Origin of the sequence: Thermoactinomyces intermedius, assembly GCF_013912365.1 — a bacterium.
Taxonomy (GTDB): domain Bacteria; phylum Bacillota; class Bacilli; order Thermoactinomycetales; family Thermoactinomycetaceae; genus Thermoactinomyces; species Thermoactinomyces intermedius.
Genome location: NZ_JACETT010000006.1, coordinates 1 through 17,213 on the forward strand (window position 1 = coordinate 1; position 17,213 = coordinate 17,213).

At 47.6% G+C, this 17,213-nt stretch carries 21 protein-coding genes; 16 read left to right on the forward strand and 5 right to left on the reverse strand.

Translation table 11 applies throughout. The features are described 5' to 3' along the window. The first annotated feature begins 59 nt into the window (after positions 1 to 59). From H1R82_RS02100 to ku, 13 genes are all read left to right on the forward strand, one after another. Complete coding sequence (locus H1R82_RS02100) at positions 60 to 698, forward strand: TetR/AcrR family transcriptional regulator (RefSeq protein WP_181732085.1); 639 nt, start codon at positions 60 to 62, stop codon at positions 696 to 698. A 5-nt stretch (positions 699 to 703) separates the two neighbouring features. Beyond that, on the forward strand, positions 704 to 1,246 hold the full coding sequence (locus H1R82_RS02105) for a hypothetical protein (protein WP_181732086.1): 543 nt from the start codon (positions 704 to 706) through the stop codon (positions 1,244 to 1,246). A 12-nt stretch (positions 1,247 to 1,258) separates the two neighbouring features. Beyond that, the gene (locus H1R82_RS02110) at positions 1,259 to 1,762 is read left to right on the forward strand and encodes a hypothetical protein (RefSeq protein WP_181732087.1); all 504 of its coding nucleotides are present in this window, start codon (positions 1,259 to 1,261) and stop codon (positions 1,760 to 1,762) included. Positions 1,763 to 1,764: 2 nt separating this feature from the next. Then, positions 1,765 to 2,298 carry a hypothetical protein gene (locus H1R82_RS02115; protein WP_181732088.1) on the forward strand — a complete coding sequence of 178 codons (534 nt, stop codon included), beginning with the start codon at positions 1,765 to 1,767 and terminating at the stop codon, positions 2,296 to 2,298. Further along, the gene (locus tag H1R82_RS02120) at positions 2,295 to 2,969 is read left to right on the forward strand and encodes a hypothetical protein (RefSeq protein WP_181732089.1); all 675 of its coding nucleotides are present in this window, start codon (positions 2,295 to 2,297) and stop codon (positions 2,967 to 2,969) included. The genes H1R82_RS02115 and H1R82_RS02120 overlap by 4 nt, the downstream gene beginning before the upstream one ends. Next, entirely contained in the window at positions 2,944 to 3,456 is a 513-nt protein-coding gene (locus H1R82_RS02125) for a hypothetical protein (RefSeq protein WP_181732090.1), read from the forward strand. Before H1R82_RS02120 ends, H1R82_RS02125 begins: the two co-directional genes overlap by 26 nt. A gap of 19 nt (positions 3,457 to 3,475) precedes the next feature. Continuing rightward, entirely contained in the window at positions 3,476 to 3,643 is a 168-nt protein-coding gene (locus H1R82_RS02130; protein ID WP_181732091.1) for a hypothetical protein, read from the forward strand. Positions 3,644 to 3,804: 161 nt separating this feature from the next. Next, a complete protein-coding gene (locus H1R82_RS02135) occupies positions 3,805 to 4,989 on the forward strand; it encodes a NupC/NupG family nucleoside CNT transporter (RefSeq protein ID WP_181732092.1) in 1,185 nt (394 codons plus the stop codon). 291 nt (positions 4,990 to 5,280) lie between these two features. Continuing rightward, the gene (gene panB, locus H1R82_RS02140) at positions 5,281 to 6,144 is read left to right on the forward strand and encodes a 3-methyl-2-oxobutanoate hydroxymethyltransferase (protein WP_181732093.1); all 864 of its coding nucleotides are present in this window, start codon (positions 5,281 to 5,283) and stop codon (positions 6,142 to 6,144) included. Next, the gene (panC, locus tag H1R82_RS02145) at positions 6,141 to 6,992 is read left to right on the forward strand and encodes a pantoate--beta-alanine ligase (RefSeq protein WP_181732094.1); all 852 of its coding nucleotides are present in this window, start codon (positions 6,141 to 6,143) and stop codon (positions 6,990 to 6,992) included. The genes panB and panC overlap by 4 nt, the downstream gene beginning before the upstream one ends. A 3-nt stretch (positions 6,993 to 6,995) precedes the next feature. Further along, positions 6,996 to 7,379 (forward strand): aspartate 1-decarboxylase, encoded by a 384-nt coding sequence (gene panD, locus H1R82_RS02150; RefSeq protein ID WP_181732095.1) that lies wholly within the window; start codon positions 6,996 to 6,998, stop codon positions 7,377 to 7,379. A gap of 151 nt (positions 7,380 to 7,530) precedes the next feature. After that, complete coding sequence (locus H1R82_RS02155) at positions 7,531 to 8,907, forward strand: tetratricopeptide repeat protein (RefSeq protein WP_181732096.1); 1,377 nt, start codon at positions 7,531 to 7,533, stop codon at positions 8,905 to 8,907. 10 nt (positions 8,908 to 8,917) lie between these two features. Beyond that, the gene (gene ku, locus H1R82_RS02160) at positions 8,918 to 9,721 is read left to right on the forward strand and encodes a non-homologous end joining protein Ku (RefSeq protein WP_181732097.1); all 804 of its coding nucleotides are present in this window, start codon (positions 8,918 to 8,920) and stop codon (positions 9,719 to 9,721) included. On the opposite strand, the gene H1R82_RS02165 is transcribed toward ku, so the two are convergent. After that, on the reverse strand, positions 9,718 to 10,071 hold the full coding sequence (locus tag H1R82_RS02165; protein WP_181732098.1) for a hypothetical protein: 354 nt from the start codon (positions 10,069 to 10,071) through the stop codon (positions 9,718 to 9,720). The genes ku and H1R82_RS02165 overlap by 4 nt on opposite strands. Before the next feature lie 124 nt (positions 10,072 to 10,195). On the opposite strand from H1R82_RS02165, the gene H1R82_RS02170 reads away from it, so the two are divergent. After that, positions 10,196 to 10,471 (forward strand): Mpo1-like protein, encoded by a 276-nt coding sequence (locus H1R82_RS02170; RefSeq protein WP_181732099.1) that lies wholly within the window; start codon positions 10,196 to 10,198, stop codon positions 10,469 to 10,471. A 70-nt stretch (positions 10,472 to 10,541) separates the two neighbouring features. On the opposite strand, the gene H1R82_RS02175 is transcribed toward H1R82_RS02170, so the two are convergent. Beyond that, a complete protein-coding gene (locus H1R82_RS02175) occupies positions 10,542 to 11,786 on the reverse strand; it encodes a YeeE/YedE family protein (RefSeq protein WP_181732100.1) in 1,245 nt (414 codons plus the stop codon). Between the two features lie 167 nt (positions 11,787 to 11,953). After that, positions 11,954 to 12,964: a gluzincin family metallopeptidase gene (locus H1R82_RS02180; protein ID WP_181732101.1), complete on the reverse strand. Its 1,011-nt coding sequence runs from the start codon at positions 12,962 to 12,964 to the stop codon at positions 11,954 to 11,956. A 272-nt stretch (positions 12,965 to 13,236) separates the two neighbouring features. Here H1R82_RS02180 and H1R82_RS02185 point away from each other — a divergent pair, with 272 nt between their 5' ends. After that, complete coding sequence (locus H1R82_RS02185) at positions 13,237 to 13,659, forward strand: helix-turn-helix transcriptional regulator (RefSeq protein ID WP_181732102.1); 423 nt, start codon at positions 13,237 to 13,239, stop codon at positions 13,657 to 13,659. Between the two features lie 445 nt (positions 13,660 to 14,104). Here the strand turns inward: H1R82_RS02185 and H1R82_RS02190 are convergent, their stop codons facing one another. Both H1R82_RS02190 and H1R82_RS02195 read right to left on the reverse strand, forming a co-directional pair. Beyond that, on the reverse strand, positions 14,105 to 15,469 hold the full coding sequence (locus tag H1R82_RS02190) for an amino acid permease (protein WP_181732103.1): 1,365 nt from the start codon (positions 15,467 to 15,469) through the stop codon (positions 14,105 to 14,107). 168 nt (positions 15,470 to 15,637) lie between these two features. Continuing rightward, the gene (locus H1R82_RS02195; RefSeq protein ID WP_181732181.1) at positions 15,638 to 16,360 is read right to left on the reverse strand and encodes a pseudouridine synthase; all 723 of its coding nucleotides are present in this window, start codon (positions 16,358 to 16,360) and stop codon (positions 15,638 to 15,640) included. A 155-nt stretch (positions 16,361 to 16,515) separates the two neighbouring features. On the opposite strand from H1R82_RS02195, the gene H1R82_RS02200 reads away from it, so the two are divergent. Continuing rightward, the gene (locus tag H1R82_RS02200; protein WP_181732104.1) at positions 16,516 to 17,148 is read left to right on the forward strand and encodes a DsbA family oxidoreductase; all 633 of its coding nucleotides are present in this window, start codon (positions 16,516 to 16,518) and stop codon (positions 17,146 to 17,148) included. Positions 17,149 to 17,213 lie beyond the last annotated feature (65 nt).

Here is a 17,213-nt window from a genome sequence, read left to right on the forward strand (position 1 = left end):
CTTTATATTATAATATATCTAAATAGTACGACGACGTACTGTTTTGGAGGGGGGAGCGTTTGGCGGAAATCAAAGGGCAGGAATTATCGCCGATCGACCATTTTTTTCAAACGGAAGTGTGTCTCAATGAGCAGCAGGCGCGGATTTTGTCGGCCGCAGCGAAAGCGTTTTCGAACCGGGGGTATGTGGCCACGACGGTGAGTGACATTGTCGCATTGGCCCATGCATCCAAATCCACCTTTTACAAGCATTACCCCAATAAAAAAGCGGTGTTGAACCATCTTTTCGACCTGGTTTCCAATGCGGTGGTCCGGCGCGTGGAAAAAATTTTGCGCGATTATCCCCCGACAACGGCAAAACGGACCTATCAGGCGATCCGGGAATATATCGGGATGTGTCAGACCTATCAGGAACTGGCCAAGCTGCTTTTGATTGACACCATCGGATTTGTCCCGGAATTGCAGGAAAAGCGCGAAGAGATGATGCTGTTTTTTGCCGGTATTTTCCAAAGGGAACTGATGATGCTGAAAACAGAACAGGAAAAATGGATTATCTCGAATGCCATGGTGGGGGCAATTCATCAAGTGGTGATCCAATCTCTGTTGACAGAGGAAATGCCGGACGTGGATCACATTGCAACCATTTTGGAAAAAATGCTGAGCAAGATTTTGCGGGAAGAATCGGGAAAGGGGGTGTAAAAGGGTTGCAGAAAAAGCGGGTGGTTTCCGGCTTGATCGCGGCAGTGATCCTTGCCGGGGGAGGTTGGGCCGCCGCCACCAAAGTCCCGTGGTCCGAGATATCGTTTGAAGATTTTGATTTGAATGGAACCTTGGCCAAAATCCATGAACGAACAGAACAACTCGGCGATGTGAATCAAGGCATCATTCAGGGAATCCAAAAGCTGGAAGAGCAATCGGGCAAAACGAAAGAAGTGAATCAAAAGTTGGCCCGGGTGGGAGAGCTGGCCGGCGCCCAAGTGGAACAGCTGAATCAAATCCGGGTGGTTACCGGCCAGCAAGTCCCGTTAAGCCAAAACCTGCACAGTCTCAGCCAGCGGTTGGCCAATCAGATGGACACCATTTCAAAAAGCGGGGGAAGGCAGGCAACGCAAGCAGGCCAATTGAAGAAAATCACGGAACAAACCGAGGCCAATCTGAATGAGGTTTTGCAGCAAAATGTGTTATTGGAGGAAAAGTTGGGACAAGCTGCTGAGGTGGCCGAACAAGTGAAAAACTCTCTGCCTTAAAGGAGGGAGAAAATGTTAAGGGTTCTTCAAGTCTTCGGGATTTTGTGCCTGACGGCTCTGTTGATCAACGGTGTCACCATGACCCAACAGATGAAAAAGATCCAAAGCAGCTTGGACAAAAATTTGAAAGCGGTTTATCAATTGAATCAGGTGCAAGGAAGCATCATTCAAAAGAATGAGGAATTAACCCGGATGACACAAACGCTGGATCAATTGGACGGTGATTTGAACGGAACCATCCAACAAACGGGCAAAACGTTAGATTCTTTGTCTGAAGTGGTCCATTACATCAGCGGAAGTCTGGATTTGAATCGCCAAACTTACCAATCTTCCGTAAACACCGGCAAAGAGATCGAAAAAGTGAATCAAACGCTGGCAGAGATGGAACCGCATTTGAAAAAATTGGATCAATTATTGGGGCAATTATCTGAAACGACGCAAAAAGATCAGGAGCATATGAAGCGGTTGAATGAGTCGACGGAATCCTTAAACGGGAAAATCCCGGGAGTGAAATGAGCATGAGTAAATCATCATTGGGTTTATCCGCATTGACTTGTGTTTTGTTGGTTGTGCTTGCCGGAAACACTTGGCTGCAATTGGGACTCCAGGACCGCATCGCCAGCGATTCCAAAAAACTGAAGGAAACGCTGGATCAGTCGGCGGCAAAATCGGAGCAAATGAATAAACAATTGGAAACGATTGCAGTCATCAAGCAAAAAACCAATCAATTGCAACACAAAATCACAAAAATTCAAAATAACACAGGAGATTTGGAAGAGGAGTTGATCCAATTAGATAAAGTGGTGGCGTCAATTGCAGATCATGTTGAATGGATCGGAAAAGAGACCAATGCCACGACAGCCGGCTTAAACGGGATCCGGACATCTCTTGCCAACAGTGCCGGATATTTGCAGTCCATGGCAGACAGCAATCAGAAAATCCGCCAGTCTCTTGCCAATATGGTATCGACACAAAAAGAAATCAATCAAAATCTGGAAGAAATGAATGACAAGACGGACTTCATCCCTCCGCTCAGGGGGAAAGAACAATGAAAAACGCATGGAACCGGCACCATGTGAAGGCAGGTTTGACCGGGCTTTTGTTGGTTCTTTTGAGCATGCCGTTTTTAAGCGGATTCAGCGATCATGTGTTGTTAACTTCGTTATCCAAGTATAACATTTTTCAAATCATCAAAGATCTGGTGGGATTGACAGACCAAATGATTGATGAGACCGAAGCTCTGGAGGATCAAGTCAAACAGGCGGGCCGGTCTTTGGGGGTGTTGGATCAACAATTGACGTTGGCGGAACAACAAATCCGGATCAACCAAGGCATCCGGACGGAACTTGAATCGCAACTGCAGGGAAATATCTCCGCCCGCGACAAGATGGAGCAAATCTTGATCCGGCAAAAGGAAACCTCTTCCTTGACGGGGCAAGTATCCGCAAGAACCAATGAAATCTCCGGACAGATGGAGGAAGTGATCGGGGATTTCGGCAATGTTGCAGCCGTCACCGGGGACATTGGGAAAAACAGTCAGCAACTTCACCCGCTGATGGACGATTTGATGGTGGAGTTGAACAAATCTTACGATAATTTGCGTTTCATCCGGCGGATTGTTGAATGGCTGGATGACCTCAAAGGCAAGATCGGCCTGAATGGTTCCGGATCCGGTCCGACGACAGGGGGAGAGTCACATGAGGATACCATGGCTGATCGCTAATGCGGTATTGTTGATCTTGTTTGGAGCCGGTACCTACCAACAAATCGTGAACCAAAAAAATACGAACCTGGTGATGGAAGAAGTTTATCAAAATATTTCACGCTCCAGAAAGTTGACACAAGAGACAAACCGGCATTTGGCTCCGCTTGCGGAAACGGCCACCGTGATGCAAGAGATGAATCAACAATTGTCGGACACGAAAAAACGCCTGAATCATATGAACGAGAAAATCGGGAGGGTCAATGCCAGTGAACAAAAGATCATCACCGGATTGGATGAATTAAACGGATATACCAAAAATGTATATGAAGGATTGGGGGAAATTTCCTCCCAAAACAAAGAAATCAAGCAATTGAGCCAAACGATATCCGAACAGTCAAACCGTGAGAACCGTAGTTTATTGGACTTATCCAAGCTTACTCGTCAATCGATTCAAGAATTAAATCAATTAAACAAAAAACTGGCATGGCTTGGTTTATTGCCTTGATCGCAAAGGAGTTTCCGTCATGTTTTTCAGTATGCTTTATTTGGTGGATATTTTGGGAACCGTGGGTTGTGCTGCGATGGCAATCTATGCCGTCATCCGGCAGCGTCCGGTGATTCAGTGGTTGTGGAGGCTGGTTTTCATCAACCTGATTTATCTTGCAATAACTGGAATCAGTTTGTTGTTTTAACCTCAAAAGGCCCGGATTACTATTAAAATCCGGATTTTTTTATGGTTATATAAAAAACATTCATTTCAAATATTATTGAAAGGGTTTACTTGTTTAGTTAAATTTGCTTTAATGATAATGTTATTTTTGGCTTTATAAAACCGAAAGGAATGAAGAACGCAATGATGGACTATATAGGCATCATAGGTATCTTTGTCGTGATGGGTGTGGCATGGTTGTTTTCAGAAAACAGAAAAGCAATCAACTACAAAGCCATCGGCATTATGTTAGTTCTTCAAGTGATTGTGACCTGGGGGATGTTGAGCACTCAGATCGGGGCCATCATCATTAACGGCGTTTCCGCCGGGATTTTAAAGCTGGTCGATTTTGCCCATGCCGGAATCGACTTTGTGGTGGGCGGATTAAAACCGGAAGGTGTGGACACGGTCTTTGTCATTGATGTATTGTTGCCCATTGTTTTCTTCTCGGCATTTATGGCCGTTCTGACCTGGATCGGGATTTTGCCTTGGGTGATCCGGGTTGTGGGGGCTGTGGTTTCCAAAATCACCGGGCTGCCAAAATTGGAAAGTTTTAATGCCGTCAGCTCCATCTTTTTTGGACAAAGTGAAGCGTTGCTGGCGATCCGTACCCATCTTGACGGGTTGAAACGTGAGCGGCTGTATATGCTTTGTGCCTCTGCGATGGGATCGGTCAGTTCGACGATTATCGGAGCGTACATGACCATTTTGCCTCCGACCTATGTGCTGGTGGCATTGCCGCTCAATATGTTCAGTGCCCTGATTATTGCCTGCATATTGATGCCGGTGCAGGTGGACAGCGAAAAAGATGTGATTAAAATTTCCAACGACCAGGGCCGCGGGTTGTTTGAAGTGATCGGGGAAGGGGCATCCGACGGTATAAAGCTGGTGGCCATCATTTCCGGGATGTTGATCGCATTTATCGCGCTGATGGAAGGAATCAACTTTGTGACCACCAACTTGACCGGATTGACCTTGCAAAACATTTTGGGATATATTCTGATGCCGTTTGCCGTGATTTCCGGTGTGCCGGTGTCTGAAGCGGTGACGGCCGGCGGCGTGATGGGAACCAAAATCATTTTGAATGAATTTGTCGCCATGCTCCAGTTCCAGGACATGATTCCGAAATTAAGCGAAAAGACGGTTGCCGTGGTGTCCACTTATTTGGTCAGCTTTGCCAACTTCAGCTCCATCGGCATCATTGCCGGGACTTTTAAAGCGATCTCGGAAAAACAAATGCCGGTGGTGGCCGGTTTCGGCTTGAAATTATTGTTTGGAGCCTCTTTGGCCAGCTTCCTGACGGCGGCAATGACCGGATTGTTTATTTAAAACGAAAAACCTTGCCCAGCGGATTTTTTCGCTGGGTTTTTTCATGAAAATATTGCATTTGGGAGGAAGATCCGATACGTTAAAAGTGATAGGCAACATCTGTGGAAGAGTTGCACTATCATTTTCCTGTTTTTTTAAAAGGTGAATATCAAAGTTTGGAAATCTGCTTCGAGCCATTGGGACGGGGACAGAAAGGTAACGGATACCTGCGCCTTTTTTCGTCTCGGATGGGTGACGATAAAAGGCGTTTTTTTCTCTCGCCCAAGGGCCCAAATTTGGGAGGGAGTTTTGATGTCGGGAAAAAAAGTGACCAAACGAACGTTGCTCGGCATGAAGCAAAAGCAAGAGCCGATCGCCATGATTACAGCTTATGATTATCCTTCGGCGCGTCTGGCAGAGGAAGCGGGAGCTGATATTTTGCTGGTGGGCGATTCTTTGGGAATGGTCGTTTTGGGATATGATTCGACCATCCCCGTGACGCTGGATGATATCTTGCATCATACCAAAGCGGTGACCCGGGGAGCCAAAAAAGCCATGGTCATTGCCGATTTGCCGTTTGCAACCGCTCATCTGCCGGAAGGGGAAGTGTTGAAAAGCGCAGCCCGCCTGATGCAGGAAGGACTGGCTTACGGGGTAAAAATGGAAGGCGGCATCGAAATTGTTGACAAAGTCAATCGTTTAACCATGGCAGGGATTCCCGTGATGGGGCACCTCGGTTTGACCCCTCAATCAGTGAATCAATTGGGCGGGTATGTGATCCAGGGGAAAGATTTGCCTGCGGCGAGACGTTTGCTTGATGCGGCGCAACGGTTGGAAGAAGCCGGAGCATTTGCCATCGTGTTGGAATGTGTTCCGGAAGAATTGGCGGAACTGGTGACCCAAAAGGTGGGGATTCCCGTAATCGGAATCGGTGCAGGACGCCATTGCGACGGCCAGGTTTTGGTGTATCATGATTTGTTGGCCATGGCCGGCGACTTCCGGCCATCCTTTGTCAAGGTTTATCAAGATGCCGGGGAAGTCATCCGGAAAGGGATTGCCGCCTATGTGCAAGAGGTGAAAGAGAGAAGCTTCCCGGCGGAGAAACATGTCACTCACTTAAAAGATGAACTGATTCATGAATTATACGGATCAAGTGAAGGAGAAACGGACCAATGAAAATCATCCAAACGGTCGCTGAAATGCGAAAGGAATTAAAAAAGCAAACCGGGACGATCGGTTTTGTGCCGACTATGGGCTATTTGCATGAAGGCCATCTCAGTCTGGTGGAACGGGCAAGGAAGGAAAACGATGTCGTGGTCCTGTCCATTTTTGTCAACCCTTTGCAGTTTGGCCCCAATGAAGACTATGACCGGTATCCGCGGGATCTCGACCGGGATGCCGGACTGGCCGAAAAGGCCGGAGTGGACTTCATTTTTCATCCGGATGTCCGGGAGATGTACCCGGAGACACCGCTGACACAAGTGAATGTGACACAAATTACGGAACGGTTATGTGGAAAGAGCCGGCCCGGTCATTTTGCAGGTGTGGCCACAGTGGTCAGCAAACTGTTTCACATCATTCAGCCGGACCGTGCTTATTTCGGGTTGAAAGATGCTCAGCAAGTGGCCGTGATCGAACAAATGGTCCGGGATCTCCATTTTCCGGTTACGATTGTCCCTTGTCCGATCGTCCGTGAAGAAGACGGTCTGGCCATGAGTTCGCGAAACGTTTATCTGTCTCCGGAGGAAAGAGAACAGGCGCTGGTGATTTCCCAAGCTTTACAGCAAGCCAAAGAACGGGTGGAAAAAGGTGAACTGGTGGAAGCCCGCGATGTCATCCGGTTTATTTCGGAACGGATTGAAACCCGGCCGCTGGCACGCATCGAATATGTGGAAGCGGTGAGTTATCCGAAATTGGAACCGGTGGAACGGTTGGACCGCCCGCCGGTCTTGGTAGCGGTGGCCGTTCACTTTGGAAAGACGCGTTTGATCGATAACTTTTTGTATGAAGGGAAGGGGGAGTGAAACATGTTCCGGTACATGATGAAAGGGAAAATTCATCGCGCCACGGTAACAGAAGCCAATTTGAATTATGTGGGCAGCATCACGATTGATGAAGAAATCTTGGAGAAAGTGGACATTTTGCCCAATGAAAGAGTCCAAGTGGTCAACAACAATAACGGAGCCCGTCTGGAGACATACGTGATTCCGGGGGAAAGAGGCAGCGGAGTGATTTGTTTAAACGGGGCGGCTGCCCGCAAAGTGCAACCCGGGGATCAGGTGATCATCATGTCTTATGTGATGTTGGAAGAAGAAGAGGCCCGGAAACATCAGCCGAAAATCGCCATCATGGATGAAAACAACCGGATTGTGGAATTGATCGGGAAAGAGGTTCACGGTGTTGTTTTGTAAACCGGGCCGATCCTGTTTGAAACCCATCCATGCCAATGGTTTGAAACTCCCGCATCTTTGATGCGGGAGTTTTTTTGTGAAAAAAGGTATGGAAAAGGAGGCGCGGAGTTAGGCTAACTACATAAACGATGTTGTGGATGGAGGAGAAAAAATGGTTCATCAACAATGGCTGAAATGGGCGGAGTCCGCGATCAAAGAGATTGAAAAAAATTATTCCCAAAGCCCGGCATCCAAGCGGCCGGTATGGCGCCGGCGTTTCATGGAAATCAAGCGTTCTTGCGATGAGATGTTGGAAGCTTGGGCGCAAGTGGAAGAGCAATTGGCGGAACTGACGAAGAAATGTCCCGGTTTATCGTCATCGGTCCAGGAGTTAGAAGAAGAGTTTTGGATAAACGAATCGGCCGTGCGGCAGTTTCGCCAGGGACAGGGATATTACGGACTCACGATGTTTCAAGAGGCGGGAAATATTTTTAAAAAGGTCATCGATGATGAACCGGATTTTTTATTGGGCCGGATTTATTACGGACTGACGCTGTTCCATGAAGGAAAGTTTACCGAAGCGAGCCGTCAATTCCAATTGACAGCCAACACGGCAAGGCATGAGGCGTTTGCCGGTTTTGCCCGTCACATGCTGGGATGTATTGCGGTGAAGGAAGGAGATGACCGCGCGGCGATCCGTCAGTTTAAAAAAGCGGTGGAGCTCATGTCGGACCATAGCGACGCCTGGTTCAACATGGGGGTTTGCCACTACCGTTTGAAGGAATACCATGAGGCCATTCCTTGTTTTTATCAGGCGTTGTCGACCAATCCCGATGATTGGGAATCCATGTATTATCTTTCGAATTGCTACCGTGAGATCAAGGAATGGGGAAGTGTTTCTTTCTGGCGGTTGGCCACCTATGAAAAAACCAAACATCCGCATGTGTTGGAATCGATTGCTCATGATTATGAAGAAATGGGTTTGCCGCACAAAGCTTTGGAATGGTACCGGCGTTTGGCCGCGAAGCATCCGAAGCATCCGGGAGCCTATCATGGAATGGCGTGGAATCTTTTTTTAACCGGAAAATCGGATGAGGCTTTCAGTTGGATCAAGAAGGGGTTGTCCTTGTTTCCGAAACACTCGGGATTGTTGTTGGCTTATGTTTGGATGTGTATGGATGTCCATGACCATCACCGGGCGGAAAAAGCGTTGAATGCCTTGCCGGATGAGGTGGCAGAAGAACCTGTGTGGACGGCGGTGCGTTCCAGGCTTTCCATTCATACCGGAAATGTGAATGAAGCTGCCGATTTGGCCGAGAAGCTGTTACAACAAGAGAATTCGTCGATCCGGGCGATGGGACATTATCACAAAGGAAGGGCTTTGATGGAAAAAAGGGATCTTCAGGAAGCGATCCGGCATTTCCGTCAGGCTCAAAAGTTGGTTTCATCTTGGAAAGATCCGTTGTTTTTTGAAGGGATTTGCCATTTGATTGAAGGACATCCGGATGCCACCCGTAATTGCTGGAGTCAGTTATCTTTAAAAAAATGAGGTGTGAGTCATGCATACCATGTGGAAAGGATCGATCAGTTTCGGTCTTGTCAATATCCCGGTGAAAATGTATGCAGCCACCGAGAGCAAAGACGTTCGTTTCCGTTACCTTCACAAAGAATGCCGGACACCGATCAAAACCGTGCGGACTTGTCCGCATTGCCAGCGGGAAGTTCCTTGGGATGAAGTGGTGAAAGGCTTTGAATACGCAGATGGAAAGTTTGTGGTGCTTGAAAAAGAGGAGCTGGACGCGATTGCGCCGGATTCCGACAAGGCCATTGAGATTTTGGATTTTGTCGAGTTGAAAGAAATTGATCCGATTTATTTTAACAAAACCTACTATTTGGGGGCACAGGATGAAAACAACAAGGCTTATGCCTTGCTTCGGAAAGCGTTGGAAGAAACCGGGAAGATCGGGGTGGCCAAGGTGACGATCCGTTCCAAACAATCCTTGGCCGTGATCCGGATTTACCGGTCCTGCCTCGTGATGGAGACCATTTTTTATCCGGATGAAGTCCGGAACATCGAGGAAGTTCCGTATGTGCCCGACAATGCAAAAGTGACGGAAAAAGAATTGAAAATGGCGACCCAATTGATTGAACAATTGACCACCAAGTTTGATCCCGAAAAATACAAAGATGAATACCGGGAAGCTGTCCAATCCGCCATCGATAAGAAAATCAACGATGAAGAAATCGTCGAAGCCCCGCATCGCCGACCGGAAAAAGTGGTCGACTTGATGGAAGCGCTGCAAGCCAGTATCGATGCCACGAAAGGAAAAAAAAGGGGCCGCAAGAAGAAAGCTTCTTCCTAACGGGCATGCCAATAGCGCAGATAAGTTTCCTGTTGGGTGGGGTTTTTGTAAAGAAAACGATGGTTGGCATCATAATGATACTCGTATTGCCGGTAATGTTCCACGATCCAGTAGCCGTTTGCCCCGGTGGGAGCCGAAAGGGTTGGCTCGGCCTCAACCTTTTTGGCTCCCACTTTTTCCATCACATATTCCACCCGGGTCAAGTTTCCGGGTTCGGGCTCGGCGGAGGAAGAGACGGCTTTATCAATCGGAACGAGATTTTTTCCCAGCCACAATCCGCCGGTCATCATGACGGCGATGCCGATCATGGCTAGAAAGGGTTGAAAAAGTGAGGAACGGATCCACTTCATATCAATCCCTCTTTCTTGTTTTTAAGATGTATATGACTTTTTCTCAAACGATAGAATCACCGATTGATCACAGGATGTTTTGTTATAATAAAAGTAAGCAGAAAAAAAAGGAAGGTAGGTATCGATGAAGGTTTCTGAAATGTTAGAAAAATACCGCCGGGATCATCAACATCCGGTCAATAGGGGAACCCATATGATCGGCATCCCGATGATCATCATTTCGCTGCCCTTGTTTTTCTTTCATTGGAAATGGGCACTGGGGTTGTTTGTGACGGGCTGGATGTTTCAGTTCATCGGGCACGCGTTTGAGGGAAAAAAACCAACTTTTTTCTCCAATCCGCTTTATTTGATCATTGGTCCGTATTATTTTTTGCGCAAGCTGCTGCGCAAAACCAAATAATCGCCGCACCGGAAAGCCGGGCGGCGGGATGAAAAAACGGCTCCCCTTTTGGCGGGAGCCGTTTTTTCCATCAACAAAACTGGTCGGTGGGTTTCGGGTTTTTTAATGTAAAGAGCGGCCGCAATTTGACGCCGACATAACTTCCCGATAAAGCAAAGACAGCCCAAACCCAGCCATGCAAGCTGAAAGAGGCGATCCCGCTGAAATAAGCGCCGATGTTGCAACCAAATGCCAGACGGGCGCCATACCCCATGATGATTCCGCCGATCAGTGAAGCGGCCGCCACTTTGGGGGAGATTTTTTGCAGTTTAAAGGTTCCGCTGATGGCGGCAGCAAACAAAGCGCCGAAGATGATGCCAAAATCCATGATGGAGGTGGTGTGCGCCAGGACGGATTCTTTCAAAGCTTGACCGTTTGCTCCGGACCAGTAACTCCATGAAGCCACATCCATTCCGGCTGCTTGCAAAATTTTTGATCCCCAAAGTACAAAGGCCGAAGTGATTCCCCACGGTTTTCCGCTGAAGAAAAGTGTCAGGCCGTTTAAGACAGCCAACAAAACCGCCGCCATCCAAAGCGGCCAGGAACCCCGGATGATCCGTTTCCATCCCCGGGTGGTGGGAACCGGTTTCCGAAGGGGAGCGTTTCTTTTTCTCGAAATCCAAGAGACCGCAAGATAGATCAGCGCGCACACTGTCAGCTGAACCACCAACGCCGGTCCGTATCCCCATCCGGTGGAGGTGGCAAGAGAAAACGCCCCGAAGCTGGGAAGCCCTTGCCAGAAATCCCAATTCCATGCGGCCAAAACCGATCCGATAATAAATCCGGTCAGGGTCAGCAACAAAGAGGATCGTCCTCCGGCGACATGGAACAAGGTTCCGGAAGCGCAAGCCCCTCCCAACTGCATCCCGATTCCGAACAAAAAGGCGCCGACGATCATGGCCGTGCCAACAGGGGACAAGTTGGGTTGCGGAGCGGCGCCGGTCCAAGTGACTCCTGTTGCAAAGATGATGGCAAAAAGGATGCTGGCAACCGACAGCATGACCATATGCGCCTGGATTCCCTGACCCTGCCCGACGGTGAGGAGCTGCCGGAATGCCGAAGTAAATCCAAATCGTGCATGATACAAGGTCATTCCCAGCAAAAAGCCGATTCCGTACAAAAGGCTTTGGTGGGAGCCTTGTTGCCATAAAATGACCGAACCCAAAAGAAGAAACAACAATCCGGATGCCCATGCCAGTCCGTTTTGGACCGAAGGCAAGGGAGAGGGTTTGACCGGACGGGTTGTTGATTTCAATGAAGTCGAAATCATGGCCATCTCCAATCTCTTCCTTTCCGATTAATATAGTTGGTTTTCGGGATAAAAATCATTCCTATGAGTACAATATATTACCATGAAAAATCATTATTGGAAACCGGAATAATCGGTTTAAAAGACCGAAAAAATTTTACAGGCAAGAGCCCGTGATGACGGGCAACCACGAATTATATCCTGCGGAATTCAGGGTGAACCTGTGAAATCATCAGCAGTTGCGGGGATTCCCATTCTCCAAATTGCCCATCGGTACTGACGATGTCTAACTCCGGCCATGGATAGCTTCCATGTTTTTGGATGTATGATTCCACATTGTTCACAGCGAATTTTAACATGATTTCCGCGTATTTTTCATGCTTCTTGGTATAGTACACATTTACCCGGACATGCCGGACTTGATCCGAAATCACCTGATAGCCGGGATCCATGTGGATGAAAAAATCACGGACTTGTTTAGCTTGATAGCGGTGTGTCGCCAGGTTTCCTTGCACCAATGGCGATCCGATTTCGATCCCGGTGGCGGCAATCACTTGATGCTTGTCGGTTGTCAGAGTCAGATCATAGTTTCCGGGAAGATTATAAAAACTTTCTCCATAAGAAGAATAAGGGTCCACATTCCATTTCTCATGATCGTAAACAGCCAGCACCGGCAACCAATTTTCCAGAGAGGTCGTTGTGTGATGCCATCCGAAACGGCCTTGGTCATGAGGGATATTGACCTCAAAGTCCATGGAAACCGTTGCGCTTTGTTTGGATAGAAGTTGGAAACCCGTGATATGGAGGGCAGTGTGGTTTTTGATTTGAAATCCGGCTTTTCTTCCATTGACCCGGACATGGCTGATGGTTGTTTTTCCACCTTTTTGCTGATAAGTTTTGGCATTTCCCCGGAGATGAAAGTACACTTCTTGCATTTCCTGCTGCAGATGGTTGGTAAAAGTGACGGACAGTTTGCCCCGGATGCGGTGATTTTGGCTGTCATAGAAAAGGTTGACCCGGTAATGGGGGGATGAGGGTCCCAGAACTTGTGCGGTCTCCGTTTTTTGATTGAAATGTCGGATCTGTTGAACCGGGGTGCCGGCCGGTTGGCTGGCCTTTGCAACTTGTGGATTGGCATAAGCCCAGGCAGGTGAAAAAGCCATGCTGATGGTCAGTGCCAAGGCATTCATCGATCTCCGGTTCATGGAAAGCGTCCTCCTTCATAAAACAATACAAAGAAATATATTCTATACTAAAATGATTTATCCCTTTTTTACAGCAATTTGTCGAAATCTTAAATGAAACAGTTGTCTTCTGTGTTGGCGGGCGTTTGGTGCAGGATATTCCCAAGGGATTCACGGTTTGTTTTTTGATTATTTTCTCAAGAAATATTAAACTTAAAAATATGAATATATTGGCCGAATTCAAAGTTGAAGGATCGGCAGGAGTGGATCTGACCTGAAGAGGAGGATGATGAATGAAACTGATTCCCCGCATTGACAGTGTGTTGATGAGAAGAAGGGAAGAAGGTTGGAAAATCTGCGGAAAAAAACCGAGTCAGACCGCTTTGGCCCGGGCGTTGGGGGTTCGCAAGCAACAGGTTTCTTTGTGGGCCCGGGGCGGGGCGATGCCAAGACCGGAAACGATTTTTCATATGTCCCGGTTGCTCGGGGTTCGTCCGGATGAATTATATGAATTCATCCCGCCGACGGAGGAGGAGCAATTACAGCTCGTCCGGGAATATGACAGAAAAGAAATGAGAGATATTTTGCGACGGCGGGAAAATAAAATCAAGGAATTGCGCTCCAAAGGATACAATGATGAAATGATTCAAGAGCATATCCGGATGCTGGGTTTGGGAAAATATGATTCCCTGCCGGAAAAAAGAGTCAGTCAGTGAACAAGGACCGTTTGGACAGACACACGGCAGTCGGGAACGGGAAACGATGAATTCTGTTCGCGGATGAATGACAAAATTTACGGAATAATCGGGAATCCGTCTGTACTTTAATGGAAAGCACGGAAAAAGGATTCCCGATCGTCGCCGTCTTGTCAAAAAAAAAGATCCTCAATGGATTCCATGAACATGTAAAGACTGCCTGTCGCCAGCAGGCCCAAGATCCAAGGAACCACCGGAAGGTTTACAAACACTGCCCGAATGGCCATGAGGGAAAAAAACATCGCAGACAAAAAAAGAAAGGTGTAAAGGAAGGAGGCGATCAACATAAAAGGGAGACTCCTTTATCGGTAGCTCTTTATTATTATACCAAAACAGGATAGATAATTTAGAAAAATCTGTCAAAAGAAAACAAAAAAACTGCCCGGAACAGGCAGCGTCATCGTAATTATTTTTCTGTACTTTTTCTCACGAATTGATAGCTGATGAGCAAGATCAAGAGCCAAACAGGTCCCACAATCAAAGCAATCCGTGTTTCAGGGTTGAAGGAGAGCAAGAAAGCCACAAGGACCAGGAACAAAATAGCGATCCAGTTGGTGACGGGGTAACCCGGCATTTTGAAATGGACTTTTGCATGGTTGGCTTTTTTACGGAACCGTAAATGCGCATAAAGAATCATTCCCCAGGTCCAAAGCGCACCGAAAGTGGCTACGCTGGTGATATATAAAAAGGCTTTCTCCGGAATGACATAGTTTAACAGAACCCCGATCAGCAGGACCGCTGCAGACAACGTGATGCCGCGGGCCGGAACTTTTCGCGAGTTCAATTGTCCCAGGGCACGTGGGGCATGTCCGTCTTTTGCCAGTGTGTAAAGCATGCGCCCGGTGCTGAAGATCCCGCTGTTACAAGAAGACAGAGCAGCCGTGAGGACAACAAAGTTAATGATGCCGGCGGCAGCGGGAATCCCGACTTTTGTGAAAATCAGTACAAAAGGACTGTTTTCATCACTCATTTGGTTCCAAGGATACAGGGACAAGATGATGGCCAAGGCTCCGATGTAGAATATCAAAATCCGCCAGATCACACTGTTGATGGCTTTTGGAAGGGTTTTCTCCGGATGTTTTGCTTCTCCGGCGGTCACCCCGACCAATTCCACTCCCAAGAAAGAAAACATCACCATTTGCAGGGCCAACAGGACACCGGCAATGCCAAAGGGCATAAACCCGTCATTGGCCCACAGGTTTGAAAAACCGACGGCTTCCCCGCCGTTTCCCCATCCTGTCGTGATCATAATGAGACCGATGATGATCAGGGCAACAATGGTGGCCACTTTGATCAAAGCAAACCAAAATTCGATTTCCCCAAATAATTTGACCGTAATCAAGTTGACAATATAGACAGCCAAAAGAGCTCCGAGTGCAGGAATCCATTGCGGCACTTCCGGAAACCAGTAACGGAAATAAACACCCACCGCGGTAATTTCGGCCATTCCCGTTACCACCCACATAAACCAGTAATTCCAACCGGTGAGAAATCCGGCCCAAGGTCCCACAAATTCCGTCGCATAGGTGCTGAATGATCCGGCAACGGGTTTAAAAAGGGCCAATTCCCCCAACGCTCTCATCACTAAAAAGATCATGAGACCGCCTAGTGCATAAGAGAGGATGATTGCAGGTCCGGCTGTTTGAATCGCCTGGGCTGAACCGAGGAAAAGCCCGACACCGATGGCCCCGCCGATTGCGATTAATTGAATATGCCGGTCACCAAGCCCCCTTTCTAATTCATTAACTGGATTATTTTTTTTGCTATCCATCAAGTTGCCTCCTTGAAATAAAGGATTGTATTAGTATAATGAATGTTTGATATAGAACATTGTAAATGAATTTGTTAGCGTTTTCAACTGAATCGATGACCGCAAGTTTCTGACGGAGGGTGAAGGTGATCCAAAGGATCACCGGGATCAAAGCTTTTTGACCAATTATTATTTGATTAATTTGTTCAATTCTTCCGCTGTTAATTCACGATATTCCCCGGGAGCCAGATCCGGATCCAGTTCCAATGAACCCATGCGGATCCGTTTTAAACTGACCACCTTTTTCCCAAGGGCCCGGAACATTCTTTTAATCTGGTGAAATTTTCCTTCATAGATGGTGATTTCGACGGTGGATCGGGGGCCGGCGTGCAGGATGTGAAGATCCCCCGGCATGGTTGTGTAACCGTCTTCCAATGTGATTCCCGTTTGAAATGCGTGGATATCGTTGTCTGTCACTTCTCCTTCGATGTCGGCAACGTATACTTTCGGAATGTGTTTTTTGGGAGACAAAAGCTGGTGTGCCAGTTTTCCGTCGCTTGTCAATAACAGTAACCCTTCGGTGTCTTTATCGAGCCGTCCGGCCGGAAACGGCGAAAAAACGCGGTGTTCGGGTTCCAACAGATCCGTCACCACTTCCTGCACGGCATCTTCGGTGGCGGACAGAACCCCTTGCGGTTTATTCATCATCAGATAGATGTGTTCCCGGTACAAAACCGGCCGGTGATCGACTTCAATTTCATCTTCAAAGGGAAACACGTGCATGCCGGGGTCAGTTGCGGGTTCATCATTGACCCTGACCCGGCCGGCTTTCACCAGTTTTTTGATTTCTTTGCGGGTTCCGATTCCCACATGGGACAAAACCTTATCCAAGCGTTGTCTTTTCTTTTTCATCTGATTCACGCTCTCTTTCTCTTGATTCACAAAAAACATCATAGCACAAGGGCGGGTTTTCATGCAGTCTGATGCTTACTTTGGTATCGTATCTAATATTTTTTTCTTGTGATATACTGGAGTTTGCAGTTGTGTGATTTCAAAGGAGAGACAAAATGGATATTGAGGTTTACCATGATTTGACCTGTCCTTGGTGCCGGATCGGCCATAAAAATCTCAAAGATGCCATGCAGGAATGGACGGAACAATCCGGCGAACCGTTTGAAATTAAATACCGTTCGTATATGTTATATCCGGAGATCCCGCCCCGTGGCGTTTTGTTTATGGATATGATGGTGCGCAAGATGGGAAACATGTCGAGGGCTTATCAGGCATTGGAACAGATTTCAAGAGCCGGGGCCCCCGTCGGTTTGAAATTCAAATTTGACCGGATTGAATGGCTTCCCAACACCATGGCTCCTCATATGCTCCTGAAGTGGACCGATCCCGGGAAGAAAACAGAGATGGCTGAAAAATTGTATCAGGCTTATTTTGAACAAGGGCATAATATTGGTGATATGGACGTGTTGACCGGGATTGCCGAATCCGTGGGATATGATGCGAATGAGGCGAGGGAGGCGCTGCTGGACGAGAGGATCCGGCACGAAGTCGAAAAAGATTTGGAACGGGCCGGGAATTCAGGGATTCAAAGCATTCCTTTTTTTATTATCCAGGGCCGGTTGGCCATGGCCGGGGCGCATCCCAAAGATAATTTTTTGCGGGCATTCCAGGAAGTGAAAGTATCCTGAACAAGGGAGAGGTTTCAAAGAGGAGGCCGGAAATCCGTTTGGCTTCATGACGAAAATTCAGTTAC